The following is a 15,312-nucleotide window of genomic DNA, read 5'->3' on the forward strand; positions in this document are numbered from 1 at the left end:
TCTTTATTATGCCGCAAGATAACATCGAAATAAGAAGTGAAGAAGTTCATGACATATTAACCAGGATACCTGGCAGAATGATACGTTGGGGTTCAGTTATAATCCTTATTATCTTACTCCTATTATTTTATTTATCATGGCTGATAAAATATCCCGACCTGGTTGCGACGGAAATTACAATTACATCTAACATCCCTCCTGAAAAATTACTGGCAAAAACCAGTGGGAAAATTGAAACTATATTAGTAAAAGACAATCAAAACGTAAAAAAAGGTACGCCGCTTGCAGTAATTGAAAACGCTGCTAACTTTCGCGACGTCTTTTTGATTAAGAGCATTCTCGACACAATAAATCTGGAAAAAAGCCGCTTTCCATTTCACTTATTTACGTCGTTGGATCTTGGTGAAATTGATGAAGCTTATTCTCTTTTTCAAAAGGAATGCCTTGCCAATGATTTAAATACGAAACTACAGCCTTATAAAGTAGATGCATTAGCGCAAGGTGTAGAAAACACCGAATTAAAAGAGCGGCTCACATTATTGCTGTCACAGAAGCAAATAAATGAAAACGAACTTTTATTGCATCAGAATGAACTGGAACGTTATGAAACGCTTTATAAGAAAGGTATTGTTTCTACACAGGAAATTGAAAAACAAAGACTGCTGTTTTTACAAGTTCAGAAAAATTATAAAATTCTGCTCAGTAACGTTTCCCAAATAAAGTCTTCACTAAATGAATTAAGCAGAAATTCACATGCAACACAAATCAATATAAATAGGGAAAATGTAAATCTGGAAAGCAATGTGATACAAGCTTACTTCAGGCTCAAAAAACAAATTAAGGAATGGGAACTCAATTATGTTTTCCGATCATCTATCGACGGTAAGGTTGCTTTTTTGCAACTTTGGGTAGCAAACCAAACTGTAAATACCGGAGAAAACGTGTTTGCGATAATCCCGAAAATCGAGAATGGATATGTTGGTAAAGCTAAAGCAAAATCAATGAACGCCGGTAAGTTAAAAATCGGACAAGACGTTTACGTACGGCTTGATAATTATCCGGATAATGAGTTTGGAATCATACAGGGAAATGTGAAGAGTATATCTTTAACTCCTGATAAAGACGGAAATATTTTATTAGATATAGCATTGCCAAAAGGGTTGGAAACGTCTTATAAAAAGAAAGTTTATTTTCAACAGGAAATGCGGGGAACTGCAGATATAGTTACAGATGACCTTCGTCTTGTTGAACGAATTTTGTATCAGTTCAGGGGCGTTTTTAACAAAAGATGATATGCAGCCACTTGACGAATCCTTTGCCGTATAAGTTCAAGTGACTAAATCAAGTACATTTTTTAACTTTTAAATTCAATCGGGTTTAGCAACTTGTAATTGTTGCTTATTTATTCACTTTGAATGCTTAAAAACAAAAAAATGCCCAAAAATCTTTGATCATTTGACATTCTTCCTAAAAAGTATGAATTTCCAAGGAATTGTACTGACTCATTAACTCCTATTAATTAAAAACTGTCTTCCTGAAAATCGGCATTTGCAAAACCCGGAATTAAATATCCCTGTTGCATATTGTGTCTGCAGACTCACCAGTAAGCCAAAAAATTAAGTTTTTTTGACGAAAAAGGAGAAGAAATGGCCTCGCAAGGTTCAACGCATTATATTTAAATCATGCCCACATAAAATGCGGGCTTTTTTTTTGGCGATAAGGTATTTTAATCACCCCGCTGACTAAATAATATTATTGACGATTATAATCTTCTTAATGTCATCAGCCTCATCCATGTAGGAAACTCGAACTGAATCTTTGTATATTTTCAATACCTTAAGCCCGTCAAGCAACTGATTGGTTTTTAGTTTCATAAGACTCCCATTAACTTTCAATAGTACCAATTCTTCATTCTTATTAATGGTTTTGATATAACCGAGGTACGTAATCGACGGAAAATTGACTTTTTTAACTTCCTTTTTCACAACAGGCTGTTTTTTGACTTTAAGTACCTTATCGGACAGCACGTTGGGTTTGCGTGCCAGCTTGTTTAAAAAGGGATCCCTGTTTAAATCTGAAAGTACAAATGTATCTTTCTGCATAAAATTGGTTACCGATGCGTGCTCTGCCGTTTTTTGTGGAAATGTGAAGTCCTGCCTGAAAAAATATTGATTGACATACCGGTACAACACAGTTCCCCATAAACAGGAAACTATGATTATGAGTACGACATTGATCTTTTTCTTCATTTTATTGGATTGTCAATTTAAAGACCTGGCTGTAAATTCCAGTATTGCCGGCGATATCTTTGGCTTTAACCCTCCAATAATAGGTTCCCGTAGTTGCGAAACTATGCTGGTAAGTATTTGTATCAGCTGCCGATGTAAACAGGATTGATGAAAATGAAATGTCATTTGAAAACTCAATCGTATAACTTATCGAAGATTGCACCGAACCAACGTCGGCAGGGATACTCCAACTGAAATTGAGCGTCTGATCAGTATCTAAAACAGCATTTGCAACGGGCGCAATGTTTTGAGGCTGTGCCGGGTTGGTCTTATCTATGTAAAAAGTCCTCGAAGTAAAATTGCTTGTGCTGGTACTGTTTAAAGCCCTGACCTTCCATTGGTATTCTGCTTCCTGCCCGATGGTACTGCCACTTAACGTAACAGAGGTATCGGTCAGGCCGCTTTGTTGGTTAACTATGGTATTACCCGCGGTAACGTTAACCAATTCAAAATCGTAAGTCAGCGCCGCATTTAAACCAGCCCAGTGAAAGGTCAATGATGCTACATTGGTATATATCGCATCTGAAGGATTTGACAACAATACTTGTTGTGTCGTCAGGTTATCAGACTCAATCATCTTAAATTCTGACGTATACGAAAAAGCAGAGGTATACGCTTCATTTTCTCCTCTTACCCGCCAGCTATATTCGCCTCCCGCAAGCGGATACGTCAAACGCGGGACGCTTACAACAGAGTCCAGTACGATATTTTGACTTGTACCGTAAACCTGGATCCTGTACTTATTCGCACCATCCATCCCGCTCCATTTGAAACTGGCCACATTACTTGTGATTTCCTGGTTCCGGAAGGACTTATCAGCTGTACCATATCGTCAGTAATATCTTTTTCAAAAACGTCGTCACAAGACAAGGCCAATACTGCCGTAGTGATTAGCAGCAATCTACTTATTGTTTTCATAATTCTGAAATATTATTTTTAAATGCAGTACTTCTGCCTGATTGTTCTTTTTTTCGGTATAAAAATTCATGCCTGCAATTTTAGACGAGGTAAACTTTTTTTCGAAATTATATGCGAGCTGTTGCAAACTATTAAAATCTCCTGTAAGATCCAGCTGAAATGTAAAAATCCTGTAATTTTCATCATTAAATTCATGAACTGCCTTCAAGTCATTGACGGCAATCTTATCGCTGTTCGCTGAAACGAATGCCAAAATATCCTGCTGTGTGCGTTCCTTTGAAATACCTTCTTTGCCGATCAGTTTGTCGAGATTTGCAATTTCAGTCTTGATTTTCGCGATATTTCCGTACTTGTCAGATGTCAAACTAACTTCCTTTTTTAAAGCAATGTTTTCTTTTATGATTTCAGCCAGCCGAATGATCTTCTGTAAGCCGCAACGGAAAGCATTACAAAAACGATTAGTAATGTTTTAAATTTAATTTTATAAGAATATTGCTCAAACATCTTTCAGGGTTATTTTTAGCTCAAAAACCGAAATATCCTTCTTGTCTTTTTTCAGTGTTGTTATTTCAAAATTGCTTATCCAATTCAGCGTTTTAAAAGTACTTATCCAGTCATTAAAAATTGATTCGTCAATTGTGCTGCCTTTCAGAACAATTTGTCTTGCCGTAAAGCTAACTTTTTCGTTGGCTTTTATTTCTTTTGTAAGCGGAAAAACAGCCAATGAAGTAATTCGTATTTCCTGTGGACATGAAGCAGCAAGTTTATACGAATAAAAAGACAGGAATTTTGATGACGAAAATCCTGTTTCATTTAAAATCTTGATTTTATTATCGCGCTGGGTTTCTAACGCTTCAATAAGTTTGTAATTCTGCCCGAGTATATTTTTTTAAGGTTTAGTGATGCTGTATCTGAATTATAATAAAATGTAAGGGCATAACTTACTAACAGCAATAAAAAAAGCTTATCAATCCGGTGATACCGGTATTGCGAAATGCTTTTTTATAAATTATCTCTTCAGAATTGATAATGGATGAACTGCTGTTCGCGATATCATTATGCCCAATGTAAAAATGCACGGCTGCGGCGTATGCTGTAATTTGGCTGCTTCTCAAAGTTGTGCCGCTAATATTATAGCTTACCACATTTTCAATAGTGCTTTTACTGATGAGAGACAATTGGTTGCTTTGAAATTCCAAAATCGAATCGTTGGATTGGATAGTATCCTGCGGGATTGTTTCCTTAAGCAAAACAGAAATTACTGGTCATATGTAAAAACCCAAAACATCTAATTGGTGTTCCTGACATAAAACGACGTTTTCGTCTGCAACATTACGCCGGCAAAAACTCAGGTATATTCCTCCATCATTACTGTAGTTTGTATAATATATGGAGGTTAAATCGAGGTTTTTATACCAGTTAACATCGGTTTCATTTTTAAGGTCTATTTTTTTATTCAGAATGCCTTTGCCGTCAATTGTCAGAATAACGGGCGCTTTTTTATCAATGCTTTTTAGGAGTTCTTCAAAATCTTTAAAAACTGCGGTCGATTTGACCTCTAATGACGACTTCTTTTAATTGTCGTCATCAGGTTATAGGAATATCCCGCTTCCGTACGGAAGATACTTATTATGTTAAGTGTATTGAAAGTTATTATTTTATGCAACGAAAATTCCATTAGTATACAACAGTTGGCTTGATGAAAATATGAAGTTTCGAATTGGCTTTTGATTTTTTCCTGCTACTGAACAGCCATTTAATTATTGGAATTCTGGATATTAATGGTGTCCCTGACCCGGAATTTTCTTTTTGCAACTCATCCAGACCGCCCAGTAATATCATTTCGTTATTTTTAACCCTTACCAGTGATTCGAATTTCTGTGTAGCCTTTCCCGGAGGCGCTGTCGCCCCTACCCTTGCTAAAAATGAGCTTTTTTCGACTACTATTCCGAGGGTTACATTTTCGTCTGTAGAGACGAACGGTTTTATAGAGACACTCATATTGGCATCTGTAGATTTCCAGGATCCTGACTGCAGGACATTGTTGTTAAGACCGCTATTGATGAGTTGATTGGTCTGTTCAAAATAATAGCTCGTTTCTCCGATGGCTAATTTTGCCTCGTGCCCGCTAATAGTTGCTATTTTGGGAGTTGATTCAATCTTTATGACAGAATTGTCCTCAAGCGCTTTCAGGTTCAGGTAAAATGCACTGGTAACTTTTCCCAGTTTGACGATTCCGAGTCCGTTGAAAGCGTCAATCAGGTTATTTACCGAAGCGCTGTTGAGGCTGACGTCGGAATTTGGAAACAACGTGCCGCCTGTCTGGTGTGCCGTTGTTTTATCGAGACCTGCTTTTATACCGGTTTCAATATTGTATGACTTGTTATATTGGACGATAATTACCTCGATTTGTACCATTGGTACGACTTTATCGATTTGTTTCATATAGACCCTTAACTCATCGATTATCGTTTTCGGGCCTGATACCACCAGCCCATTCAATTCTACAAACTCTTTTATTTCGATTTTTTCAGAAAACACTTTCGGCAGCGAGGCCAATACAGATTCTATCGACCTGTTTTCCATCTGTATCAGTTCTGTCGCCCTTAATCCTTCGACAACCTGCTCGCCAATCAGGTAGGATTCTCCTTGTTTTTTGAAAGTGTATTTTTTTCCTTTGAAGATATTCAACAGCAACTCATCGAATGTAATATTGTCGGCAACCAGGCTGGTTTTTTCGTTTTCAGGCTTATTGTAGAAAAAGTAGTTGGCGTGTAATTTACCGGCTGCATCGGTGATGATATCAGCAATGTCTGCAGCATTTGCCTTTACGTTAAGAAAGCCGTTTTTATCGAGCGTTATCTCAAAAAAGCCTGGCATATCGGCATTTCCGGTTTTTCCCGGTTTTCCTTTCGGATTATTCCTGTCGGCAGACTGCACTACATTTTGCGGACTGCTTTTCTCTATATAATAAAATCCGTTTTCGTCTTTTGTTGCAATCAGGCTGTTTGATTTTGCCAACATATCAATAACCTGATCAAAAGGGCGGTTAAGGATATACGCAGAGACTTTTTGAAGCTTGATATCCGGCGAAAGCACGAGGTTTTTTCCTGATTTATCGATAATTGCCTGAACAACATTTGGCAGCGAGTCGTTTTCCAGTTTGACAGAAAGGAAATCATTTGCAGGGGTATATGTGACGTCGATTATCTTAGGGATTTTCTTTTCAATGATTTTTATTTCTTTCCGCTTCTTAAACGTTATTATATTGGACATGAAAGTAACTTTCAGGTCATATTTCTGCACGAGAAACAAGAAGACATCTTTTACCGAAACGTCAAAAAAGTTATTGACGACAATCTGATTCAAATCGGTATCAACACTTACATTGAGTTCATGTTCCTGTGCTATCGAATTAATGAAATCGTGTAATACCAAGCCTGAAACATCGGTTTTAATAATTTCATTGATGCCTTTCTTTTGCATTCCGAATTCTGTAAACTTCCTGTCAAGGTCATTGATGTCCTGCTGGGCATGAACGAGATTTACAAAAAATAAACCGATTATAATTAATATTATATTTTTCAGCATTTTAAATGTTGATTAAAATTGAATATATCTCTTCAAGCGACGTTTCGCCCTTTGCCAGAATATCGAAAGCCTTATCTGCCAGCAACCTGTTGTCAGGATTTGAATACGAAAGTTCTGCCAGGCTGTTATTCTTGATTGCAGCTGCGGCTTTATGGTCTATATCGAGTATTTCATAAATTGCGGTACGCCCCTTATAACCTGTATGGTAGCAACTGTTACAACCATTTGCCTTGTAATAATTCTTCGACTCATAAGGCACTACGAAATTTACAGGAAAATCTTCATTGCTAATGTCAGTTGCCTTTTTACAACCAGGGCAAAGTTTCCTGATAAGCCGTTGTGCAACTGACAGGTTAAGAGTTTCCGCAATCAGGTAAGAAGGAATTCCCATGTCGATCAATCTTGAGATTGTGCCGGCTGCAGAATTCGTATGTATTGTCGAAAGCACTAAATGTCCAGTGAGTGAAGCCCTAATAGCCATAAGTGCCGTTTCAGGATCCCTGATTTCACCCAGCATTATAATATCGGGATCTTGTCGCAGGAATGATTTTAGTGCAGCTGCGAATGACAGGCCGATATCTTCTTTGAGCTGCACCTGGTTGATTCCTTTGAGCGTATATTCAATTGGGTCTTCAACGGTAAGTATATTGCGCTTACTGTCATTAAGCAGTTTTAGTGTCGCATAAAGCGTCGTTGTTTTTCCCGAGCCGGTAGGACCGGCTTATGAGAATGATTCCGTTAGGTTTCCTGACGGCTTCCATATAGGTTGCCAGCTCCTCTTCCTTTAGCCCTAATGAAGACAAGTCGATGTTCGAGGCATCCTGTCCCAATAAACGCAATACTATCTTCTCTCCAAAAAGCGTGGGCAAAATAGAAACTCTTATATCGAAGCTGTCAGTTGTTATGCGCCCGTCCTGAGGCAGTCTTTTTTCTGTAATATTGAGTTTGGATTTTATTTTAATTTTGTTGACCAACTCCAGGTAATTCTCTCTGTCAACTTTATATCGTTCTATAAGCTGTCCGTCAATTCGGAAACGGATCCTGGCATTGGCTTCATATACTTCGAAATGTACATCGCTGCTTTTTAAAGATTTCGCTTCAGACAGGAGATTTTCTAAAAAGTCATTTTTTTCAATGTTCAAAGCTGCTTTCTGTTCAAGCTGCCTTTCTTTGCGGTGATATATCGAGAGCGCCTTTTCGATATCAGCCGCGCCAACTGCTTCAAATCTTACCGATTTTCCTAAGAGAAGCTCTAACTCCTCCTTGCTTTCCGCGTTGTCATTTTCTGCATCGATAAAAAAAACCATCTCACTATCAGCTGTGGCTTTTGGTAATATCTTATAATGATTTGCCAAATCACTCGTAATGACATGATGGTTATCCGGAGTAACAGTAATTTCTGTCATATTATTGTAATTTGATGATTGTGAAATGATGCAAAAAAACATGCTCTGCAATTAATAAAATCAATAAAACTGACGCAAACCCAGCCAGTGGAACCGTGTCGTGCTTCATCATTCTTTTTAAAGCCAGCTGCAATACAATTGCAAACAACATGGCCATAGTAAAATAAATGATGAAACCATTTAATCTGAACAATGGCGTTACTGCGATAAAAAAAAGCAAATCCCCAAAACCAAAATAATTCCGGAAAGGATTAAGAAAGCGGCCGGCTTTGATGCTCATGTAGAGCGTTAAGACTGATACGATTATTAAAAAAAATGAAATATTAACAATGATTTTCAAGAAAATTTCATCAAGCCCGGCAGCCATTAACAATGACAATGCAAAAATCAGTATGGGTAATGTCAGGTGTATCATGCGATTTTTGTAATCCTGCACGAATACTACTGACAGACATAACAGTAAGCCAATGGTATATGCTTTTTCCAATTATTCTTTCGTTACTTCTTTCAGCATTTTTTTATCATCAATTTCCCAAGTGTTAAAAGCCCCGTCACTGTCAAGATCTGAAACAGATGTTGCACGTGCCAGGAATGAATTTTCAGAAGCCTCGATGATTTCAATCTTATATACTGCCTGACCACCTTCATCTACTGTTGGCGCTTGCTCGAATCCTATTTCAGGCAAGTCTGATGAATATTTTGAAAATCTGTAAAAATGGCTTTTTTCAAGCCCGTATACCTGATTGAGCATCGCCTGTGCCTCGATGGCCTTTGCCTGACCGATTACTGATGTCTGGTTGGGCAATACCATCAGTAAAATGATGCCTATAATACAAAGTACTATCAGGATTTCTGTCATGGAATAAGCGGCAACAGTAAGTTTTTTAAATTTGGCACCGAATTTTATCAAACCTTTCATGATGTTTATTTTAGGATTACTAATTAAGCATTTTTTTCTATACGAATTTTATTTTTTTTATAAAATATTTAACAATTCCAATCTGTTTTTAATTCCTGATAATCTTACTCAAATCGAACATCGGTGCATACATCGATATCATAATCACCCCGACAATGACACCAATGAAAATTATAATCATAGGCTCCAGGACAACGCCAATCATTTTGGTCTGGTGATTGATTTCTTCGTTGTATTGATCGGAGAGCCTTTCAAACATGGCATCGAGTTCGTTGATCTGCTCGGCCACCTCAATCATTGATACCATCTTCGTTTCATAAATAGCATGTTTTTTAAGGCTTTCGCTCAGCGACAGCCCTTTGGTAATATCATTCTTAATAACGTCGATTGACTTTTCTACCGGATAAAACCCAATCATTTTTGAGGTTAAAGAAAGCGAGGTCAGTAACGTTGTTTGTGAAGTAATCAATAAATTCATCGACTGGCAAAAACGTGAGAGATAGATTTTCCTGACCAGATTTCCGAAATAAGGAATTTTAAGAACCATTCTTGCTGTAACGCCCCGATAGCCATCTTTGTCTTTCATCAGGTAATGTAGCAGCATCAGACCGCCAATTACAGCGAAAAGAATTATAAAAATTGTGCCTGAATGATTTGAAATTTTAAGGATAATGCGCGTACTTCTTGGTAATTCGCTTCCGAATTGTTTGAATACTGAACTGAACATCGGAACGACCTTGTTGAGCATGAAATAAAGCACCGAGATTGTAACGAGCATTACAATTGCAGGATAGGTAAGCACTGAAATAATTTGCCGCCGCATCTGTATCTTGCGGTTAAAATATTTTTGCAGTTCGGCAAGCACTTCTTCGAGTTTCCTTGTTTCTTCGCCAATCTGCACGCTGAAATATTCGTATGGAGAAAATTGCCCTGATGCTTTCATCGATTCATAAATGCTTTTACCGTGAACGACTTTGTCGCGTATGTCTGTGATCAAAGTTTGCTCAAATGCATTTTTAGACTGATTTCCTAAAATTTCAAGCGCTTTCTTAAAATCGACGCCTGATTTGAGCAGCATGCACAATTCACGGTAAAAAACTTCCTTTTTTTTGTCGGAAAATTTTTTTGAATAAGGCATCAGTCGTTTGCCTGTTGTCGATTTGGCAACGGTTTTCGTCTCTTTCTTGTATGTGCTTAAGTCAATGCTCATTGTACTTTTATCGTTTCTATCAGTTCGTTGGCATAAATCTTCCTGAAAAACTTTAATTCCCTGCTACCAGAATTCAGTTCAATACCCAGGCGCAAACGCTGAAATGCACTCGTCATTTTCTTATTGTGAATTGTATCCAGCCGTAACGACCGTACCGGAAAATGAAATGTATCCGAAAATTCGCCACGGTCTTTTAGCATATAGCGGTCCCTTAGCTGGTATCGTGTTGCATTACCGGAATACGAGTAAAATATTATCGTGCTGTCCTGAATCTCTATCCGGCTGTTTTCAAAAACATCCTTATTCAAACAATAAGCCAGCCGGTTCAGGTCGGATATCGTTTCGTTTTGCTGCCTGTAGTCCTGCATCCTTTCTGAAATAATAGAAAAAATCAGAAAAACCAATCCGATGATTATCGCCGAGATGACCATGCTTACCACAGCCTCAAGAACAGAAAACGCACTTGTATAACTTTTTTTAGTCATGACCGGCTGTTATATAATACTGTTTATCAGTGGTTATACCCGCACTGTCCTTATGTATAATCGTAATGTGCTTCAGGTTCGCATTGCGCCATTCTTGCTCTATTTTTGTATCCGGCAGTTCGTTGTTGAAAGTATCATCACTAACCTGCATCATAAAAAAAAGTTCATCGCCAACGCGCTGGCCGCTGTAAAACTCGGCAGAAGTTGTGGCTGAAAATACACTTGCATATACCATTACCGCGACGTACAGGCAAACCGAAATAATCGTAAGAGCGATTACAGATTCGAGGATAAGAATTCGCCGCTGCTTTATAGTACTTTTTTGATAATGCCATAGGTTTTTGACTTATTTTCAAATAACTGAATACCAACGAAATAAGCAGGCTTTTTCGAAATATCGATAGTTGCGTTGCCGATGCAGTTATTGTTCAAACCTGAGATATCCGATAATTTATTGGTATAAACCGCACCGTAAACGCTTCCTTGCAACGTTAGTTTGCCAGAGCAATAAATGTCGCCGATAACCTTTGCCTGCTTGTCCATTTTGATTTCGTTTTGGTCAAATGCTTTCGGCGGATTGCCGAACAGCAGCATCGCTCCTTTTAGGGCAGAATTTTCGCCAATGTTAATGTCGCTTTTTTCGTTCGTATTGTTAAACACGCATAATACAGAGGGATAGCGCAAGTTGACATTTTTCCGGTTACAATTTTCAAGGTAGCGAAAGCCTGGACGCTGCCGGTAAAGCCGTCTGAGAAGATTATTTTCGGTGCCTTCAGAATGACATCTTCGAGTACCGTTTTGGAGCCTACTACAATTGAGTCACTGGCGCATAGCATAAAATTACCTTTTATTACCACATTATTAAGAACTGCTGCGGGTAACGCAATATTCAGGGTTTCATTTTTAAACGAATTGAAATAAACAGAATCATTTTGGCGCTCAACCGCTTTTAGTGTAGTCATTTTTATGGCGACGGGGTCGAAAAGTTTAGAAAATGCGGGATTCACTGGTGGCATTATCCTTTCGGAAATAGTGATGTTGCCTTCGCTTCTGAGTTTTCCGGGTTTCATACCCGTAAATGAGCGGCTGATAATCTCTGATGGTAATTTTTTATCGCCAATGAGAGTCACTTCGCCATCATAAGTTAGTTCTTCACTGAAATTACTCAGGAAAAGACAAGTCTTGTCATCGTTATAAAATCCGGCTAAATGCGTGGTACTGATTGTATCGTTGCTTATAAAAGTGCTGACGGTTACCAGCCTGAACAGCCCGAAAGTTTTTGTAGTCGTTGCGGCAGTGATTCCTGAGGCGTCCTGAAATCCGTCAGTTTCAAGGTTATTGCCGAGGGCATAATTAACTGCGGACTGGTTTTGTATGAACAGGTTTTCGCGGGTGTTGTAAAAAACGTTGAGCTGCGTGTATAGCGTCGAAAGATAAAGCAGCGCGCCGCAAAGTATCGACACGATCAGACAGACATATACTGCATAGAGCAGGCTGTTAGCCTTTAACATTGGTAGTTGTTTTGGTTTTATCCTTTTTTTCAGGAGTTTTTTTTGCGGCATTCTGTTTTTCCGGATTTGCAACAGTTTTGGTTGCGGGTTTTACCTGTCCTTTTCCGTCACTTTTTTCAGCTTTTTTAGCTTTTTTCGCGGCTTTTGCGGCAGCATCGGTTTTTTTCTTTTCGGCTTTTGCCAGCGCTTTGTCGGCTTTTATTTTCGCCTTTTCCTCTTTGGTAAGTTTCGGTTTTTTTACAACCACGATCCCTTTTTTATAGCTTGTGGTGTCGTTTTTGGTATAATCAATCCACTCTCCATCTTTAAGGCCTTTTTTATACTCGCCTTTTTCGAGCATTTTTCCGGAAATATCAAAATGCTGATAGGTATTTTTACGCCTCCCTTTTTTCCAGTATTGGCTGCTTTCGAGGATGCCGTTCGGATACCAGGTTTTCCAAAGTCCGTTGCGCAATCCGTTTGAAAATTCACCTTGTTCGGCCAATTGGTTGTTGAGATACATTTTGGTAAAATCGCCGTCAAGCAGCAATCCGGCCATTCCGGATTGCGAATTGTGGATGGCACCACCTTTGAACCAGTAATAAGTACGGTTTTCCTTTGGCGTTATGACCTTATCCGTGGTGTAGAATTCATATTTGAACTCTGTATCGGTAATTCGCTTTATCGTATATGGATCAGAAAAGGACTGCAGCGCAAATGCCACAACCAACAAAATGTTTAACAGTTTTGTTTTCAATGGGAAACAGGTTTTATGTCTTGCAATATAGTATTTAAAAGTTCATCTTTAAAAAGCTAACGCTGCTTTTCATCGATTTTTTTAAGATTTCGTTAACTTTTAACATATTGAAAAACAAGGCCATAATTTGACTCCTTTTTTCGGATTTGATTATCTTTGAAATGCGGATAATTGCGTGTTTAAGTAAATTTTCAGACGGCATTATTCCCGTTCAGTTCTTGTATTTATTGGTTTTACAGTACTTTGGATTACTATCCTTTCGGAATGCTCGTGCCGAAGCACTATCATGAGGATGATGATAACTACCGCTACGGTTACCAGGGCCAGGAAAAGGATAATGAGATCAGAGGCGCGGGAAATTCTCTGAATTATACTTTTAGGATGCATGACCCGCGGGTAGGGAGGTTTTTTGCTACAGATCCATTAATGAAATCTTATCCTTGGAACAGTCCATTTGCATTTAGCGAAAACAGGGTAATTGAAAGCGTTGAACTTGAAGGATTAGAGAGAGGCAGAAGTAGATATAACGGATGTTTAGCTCAAATTCAAGAACCTGCAATTAAATCAATAACATACGATGACATTATTGGCGGGATAAAAAAGAGCAGCCGTACCAGATAAGGCTGTTTTACTTAGCATGAAATTGATCAGCAAAATTCCAAACAGCCAAATAAAAGTTAATATTGATTTTAATAAAGATAATATTTTAGAGGCTATTGATGAGGTTTCATTTTATGCAACTATTTATGATGGTGCAGTACAATTAAAAAACTTTCGCGCTTCAAGGTTAGTAAGTAAAACTGTCGGGGAATTCAACGGTAAAACTGGTTCAATAGGGGGATTTGATGAGTTGGGTACGAGAACACCTGAGACTAGCGCTCTAAAGGCAAAAATTAATCCAAGTGGTAGTTTAGCTAATTGCGTAAATTGTGCGATTGAATTTCAGAAAAAAGTTATGGGTCGTATATATGGCGAAGCAAAGCTTACATCTGGTTATGGTTTAACAGACTCTGAAGTTTTTGAATCATTGGCCAATAACTTTGACAATATTAAGCCACTAACGAGTGGTGGTAAGGTAAGCGATTTATCAAAAACATTGTCAAATAAACTTGTTAATAATACTAACTCTTCAATAATTGTAGGAACCCTTAAAAATCAAACTAAATTTAAAGCACATGCTTTTAATGCAATTAAAGATGCAAATGGAAGTTGGGAATATTTGGATTTACAAAACGGCATTAAATATAATGAAAAAGCAATGGAAAAGACATTTACCAATTATAAGATATACGATGTCAAAGGTAAATAAAGATTACAATCTAGTATTGAAGTATATCTTCGATAACCTTGAAATTGAGGCCGATATAATTGATGTAATTAACATTGACAATAATACTTTTGTGTTTTTTTTGCCGAAAGACTATTCGAATCCGTTTAATGACGACAGATTAAATTATGTGACAAATTTACGAGCCTGTTAAAATAGATAATTTAAGTGGACATTACGAATTGATAGGTGCGATTGATTTTTTATCGAAGTATGGAGACAGGGAAGAATATTTAAGAACAATCACAGAGGAGGAAAAACCGACATACAATGAAATCCTAAGTAATATCAATAATCGAAAAAGTATAAACTGGAGCGAATTCGATGAAGTACTTAATCTGTTTTTAGGCGAAGATCCACTTAGAAAAGTTTTATATAATTTAAAAAGCCAAAATAAAATAGAAATTACGGTTGACGACATTCATGCAAAAAAAATTATTGTTGACTTTTTAAAACACGCTAATGCCACTTATTCTTCTGAAAATGACAATTTATTTTTAGTAAATTTAGAAATCTCCAATAATTGATATTGTAGTTCGAATTTTTTTTCATGAATTGTATATCACTACATAAATGAGTTTTTTTAGATCAAACAATAAAAAAAAATTAGCCAGCAGTATAAACATCGCCCTGAATGATCTTGATGCATATCCAAGCAACAATTTATCCATTCAAAAATTTAAGAAAGTACTGGAGATATTAAAATCTGAAGCACAAAACGAAAATTCAAATATTAACGCCCGTGTTTTAAGGTCAATGCATGACGTAGGCGCATCTTCGGTGAAAGAGTTCGAAAATACTTTATTAGAAAAAAGTATACACGAAGTTGTTAAAATATTGTATTACGAAATTCCGAGCTATAAAAAACCCAGAGCCTTTAAGAATGGATTTTGATAAATAAGATACTATCTAATAATTGTG

Annotated in this window: 21 protein-coding genes; 5 read left to right on the forward strand and 16 right to left on the reverse strand. The window is 37.5% G+C overall.

Features of this window, described 5'->3' with window-relative positions:
* Positions 1-8: 8 nt before the first annotated feature.
* A complete protein-coding gene (locus ACSLFW_RS18295; protein ID WP_436556942.1) occupies positions 9-1,292 on the forward strand; it encodes an HlyD family secretion protein in 1,284 nt (427 codons plus the stop codon).
* Positions 1,293-1,742: 450 nt separating this feature from the next.
* On the opposite strand, the gene ACSLFW_RS18300 is transcribed toward ACSLFW_RS18295, so the two are convergent.
* From ACSLFW_RS18300 to ACSLFW_RS18375, 16 genes are all read right to left on the reverse strand, one after another.
* A complete protein-coding gene (locus ACSLFW_RS18300) occupies positions 1,743-2,249 on the reverse strand; it encodes a hypothetical protein (protein WP_436556943.1) in 507 nt (168 codons plus the stop codon).
* A gap of 1 nt (position 2,250) precedes the next feature.
* Positions 2,251-3,069 (reverse strand): hypothetical protein, encoded by an 819-nt coding sequence (locus tag ACSLFW_RS18305; RefSeq protein WP_436556944.1) that lies wholly within the window; start codon positions 3,067-3,069, stop codon positions 2,251-2,253.
* Between the two features lie 120 nt (positions 3,070-3,189).
* A complete protein-coding gene (locus ACSLFW_RS18310) occupies positions 3,190-3,570 on the reverse strand; it encodes a hypothetical protein (protein ID WP_436556945.1) in 381 nt (126 codons plus the stop codon).
* A gap of 132 nt (positions 3,571-3,702) precedes the next feature.
* A complete protein-coding gene (locus tag ACSLFW_RS18315; protein WP_436556946.1) occupies positions 3,703-3,930 on the reverse strand; it encodes a hypothetical protein in 228 nt (75 codons plus the stop codon).
* 220 nt (positions 3,931-4,150) lie between these two features.
* The gene (locus ACSLFW_RS18320; RefSeq protein ID WP_436556947.1) at positions 4,151-4,456 is read right to left on the reverse strand and encodes a hypothetical protein; all 306 of its coding nucleotides are present in this window, start codon (positions 4,454-4,456) and stop codon (positions 4,151-4,153) included.
* 427 nt (positions 4,457-4,883) lie between these two features.
* On the reverse strand, positions 4,884-6,797 hold the full coding sequence (locus tag ACSLFW_RS18325) for a type II secretion system protein GspD (protein ID WP_436556948.1): 1,914 nt from the start codon (positions 6,795-6,797) through the stop codon (positions 4,884-4,886).
* Position 6,798: 1 nt separating this feature from the next.
* On the reverse strand, positions 6,799-7,467 hold the full coding sequence (locus ACSLFW_RS18330) for a GspE/PulE family protein (protein WP_436557491.1): 669 nt from the start codon (positions 7,465-7,467) through the stop codon (positions 6,799-6,801).
* Complete coding sequence (locus ACSLFW_RS18335) at positions 7,460-8,203, reverse strand: GspE/PulE family protein (RefSeq protein WP_436556949.1); 744 nt, start codon at positions 8,201-8,203, stop codon at positions 7,460-7,462. The genes ACSLFW_RS18330 and ACSLFW_RS18335 overlap by 8 nt, the downstream gene beginning before the upstream one ends.
* 1 nt (position 8,204) lies before the next feature.
* The gene (locus tag ACSLFW_RS18340) at positions 8,205-8,690 is read right to left on the reverse strand and encodes a hypothetical protein (protein WP_436556950.1); all 486 of its coding nucleotides are present in this window, start codon (positions 8,688-8,690) and stop codon (positions 8,205-8,207) included.
* Positions 8,691-9,122, reverse strand: coding sequence for a type IV pilin protein (locus tag ACSLFW_RS18345; RefSeq protein ID WP_436556951.1), 432 nt, complete (start codon positions 9,120-9,122; stop codon positions 8,691-8,693).
* 88 nt (positions 9,123-9,210) lie between these two features.
* Positions 9,211-10,332: a type II secretion system F family protein gene (locus ACSLFW_RS18350; RefSeq protein ID WP_436556952.1), complete on the reverse strand. Its 1,122-nt coding sequence runs from the start codon at positions 10,330-10,332 to the stop codon at positions 9,211-9,213.
* Positions 10,329-10,817, reverse strand: coding sequence for a PulJ/GspJ family protein (locus tag ACSLFW_RS18355; protein ID WP_436556953.1), 489 nt, complete (start codon positions 10,815-10,817; stop codon positions 10,329-10,331). Before ACSLFW_RS18355 ends, ACSLFW_RS18350 begins: the two co-directional genes overlap by 4 nt.
* On the reverse strand, positions 10,810-11,052 hold the full coding sequence (locus ACSLFW_RS18360; RefSeq protein WP_436556954.1) for a hypothetical protein: 243 nt from the start codon (positions 11,050-11,052) through the stop codon (positions 10,810-10,812). Before ACSLFW_RS18360 ends, ACSLFW_RS18355 begins: the two co-directional genes overlap by 8 nt.
* 74 nt (positions 11,053-11,126) lie before the next feature.
* Positions 11,127-11,411 carry a hypothetical protein gene (locus ACSLFW_RS18365; RefSeq protein WP_436556955.1) on the reverse strand — a complete coding sequence of 95 codons (285 nt, stop codon included), beginning with the start codon at positions 11,409-11,411 and terminating at the stop codon, positions 11,127-11,129.
* Positions 11,412-11,419: 8 nt separating this feature from the next.
* Positions 11,420-12,328, reverse strand: a complete 909-nt coding sequence (locus tag ACSLFW_RS18370; RefSeq protein WP_436556956.1) for a hypothetical protein — start codon at positions 12,326-12,328, stop codon at positions 11,420-11,422.
* Complete coding sequence (locus ACSLFW_RS18375; RefSeq protein ID WP_436556957.1) at positions 12,315-13,064, reverse strand: toxin-antitoxin system YwqK family antitoxin; 750 nt, start codon at positions 13,062-13,064, stop codon at positions 12,315-12,317. The genes ACSLFW_RS18370 and ACSLFW_RS18375 overlap by 14 nt, the downstream gene beginning before the upstream one ends.
* Positions 13,065-13,307: 243 nt before the next feature.
* Between ACSLFW_RS18375 and ACSLFW_RS18380 the strand changes: the two genes are divergently transcribed.
* From ACSLFW_RS18380 to ACSLFW_RS18395, 4 genes are all read left to right on the forward strand, one after another.
* The gene (locus ACSLFW_RS18380; protein WP_436556958.1) at positions 13,308-13,685 is read left to right on the forward strand and encodes an RHS repeat-associated core domain-containing protein; all 378 of its coding nucleotides are present in this window, start codon (positions 13,308-13,310) and stop codon (positions 13,683-13,685) included.
* A gap of 16 nt (positions 13,686-13,701) precedes the next feature.
* The gene (locus tag ACSLFW_RS18385) at positions 13,702-14,373 is read left to right on the forward strand and encodes a hypothetical protein (protein ID WP_436556959.1); all 672 of its coding nucleotides are present in this window, start codon (positions 13,702-13,704) and stop codon (positions 14,371-14,373) included.
* Between the two features lie 200 nt (positions 14,374-14,573).
* Positions 14,574-14,918 (forward strand): hypothetical protein, encoded by a 345-nt coding sequence (locus ACSLFW_RS18390; RefSeq protein ID WP_436556960.1) that lies wholly within the window; start codon positions 14,574-14,576, stop codon positions 14,916-14,918.
* Positions 14,919-14,964: 46 nt separating this feature from the next.
* Positions 14,965-15,285, forward strand: a complete 321-nt coding sequence (locus ACSLFW_RS18395; RefSeq protein ID WP_436556961.1) for a hypothetical protein — start codon at positions 14,965-14,967, stop codon at positions 15,283-15,285.
* The last annotated feature ends 27 nt before the right edge of the window (positions 15,286-15,312 follow it).

It is taken from the genome of Flavobacterium sp. 3HN19-14 (genome assembly GCF_051373205.1).
Lineage (GTDB): Bacteria > Bacteroidota > Bacteroidia > Flavobacteriales > Flavobacteriaceae > Flavobacterium.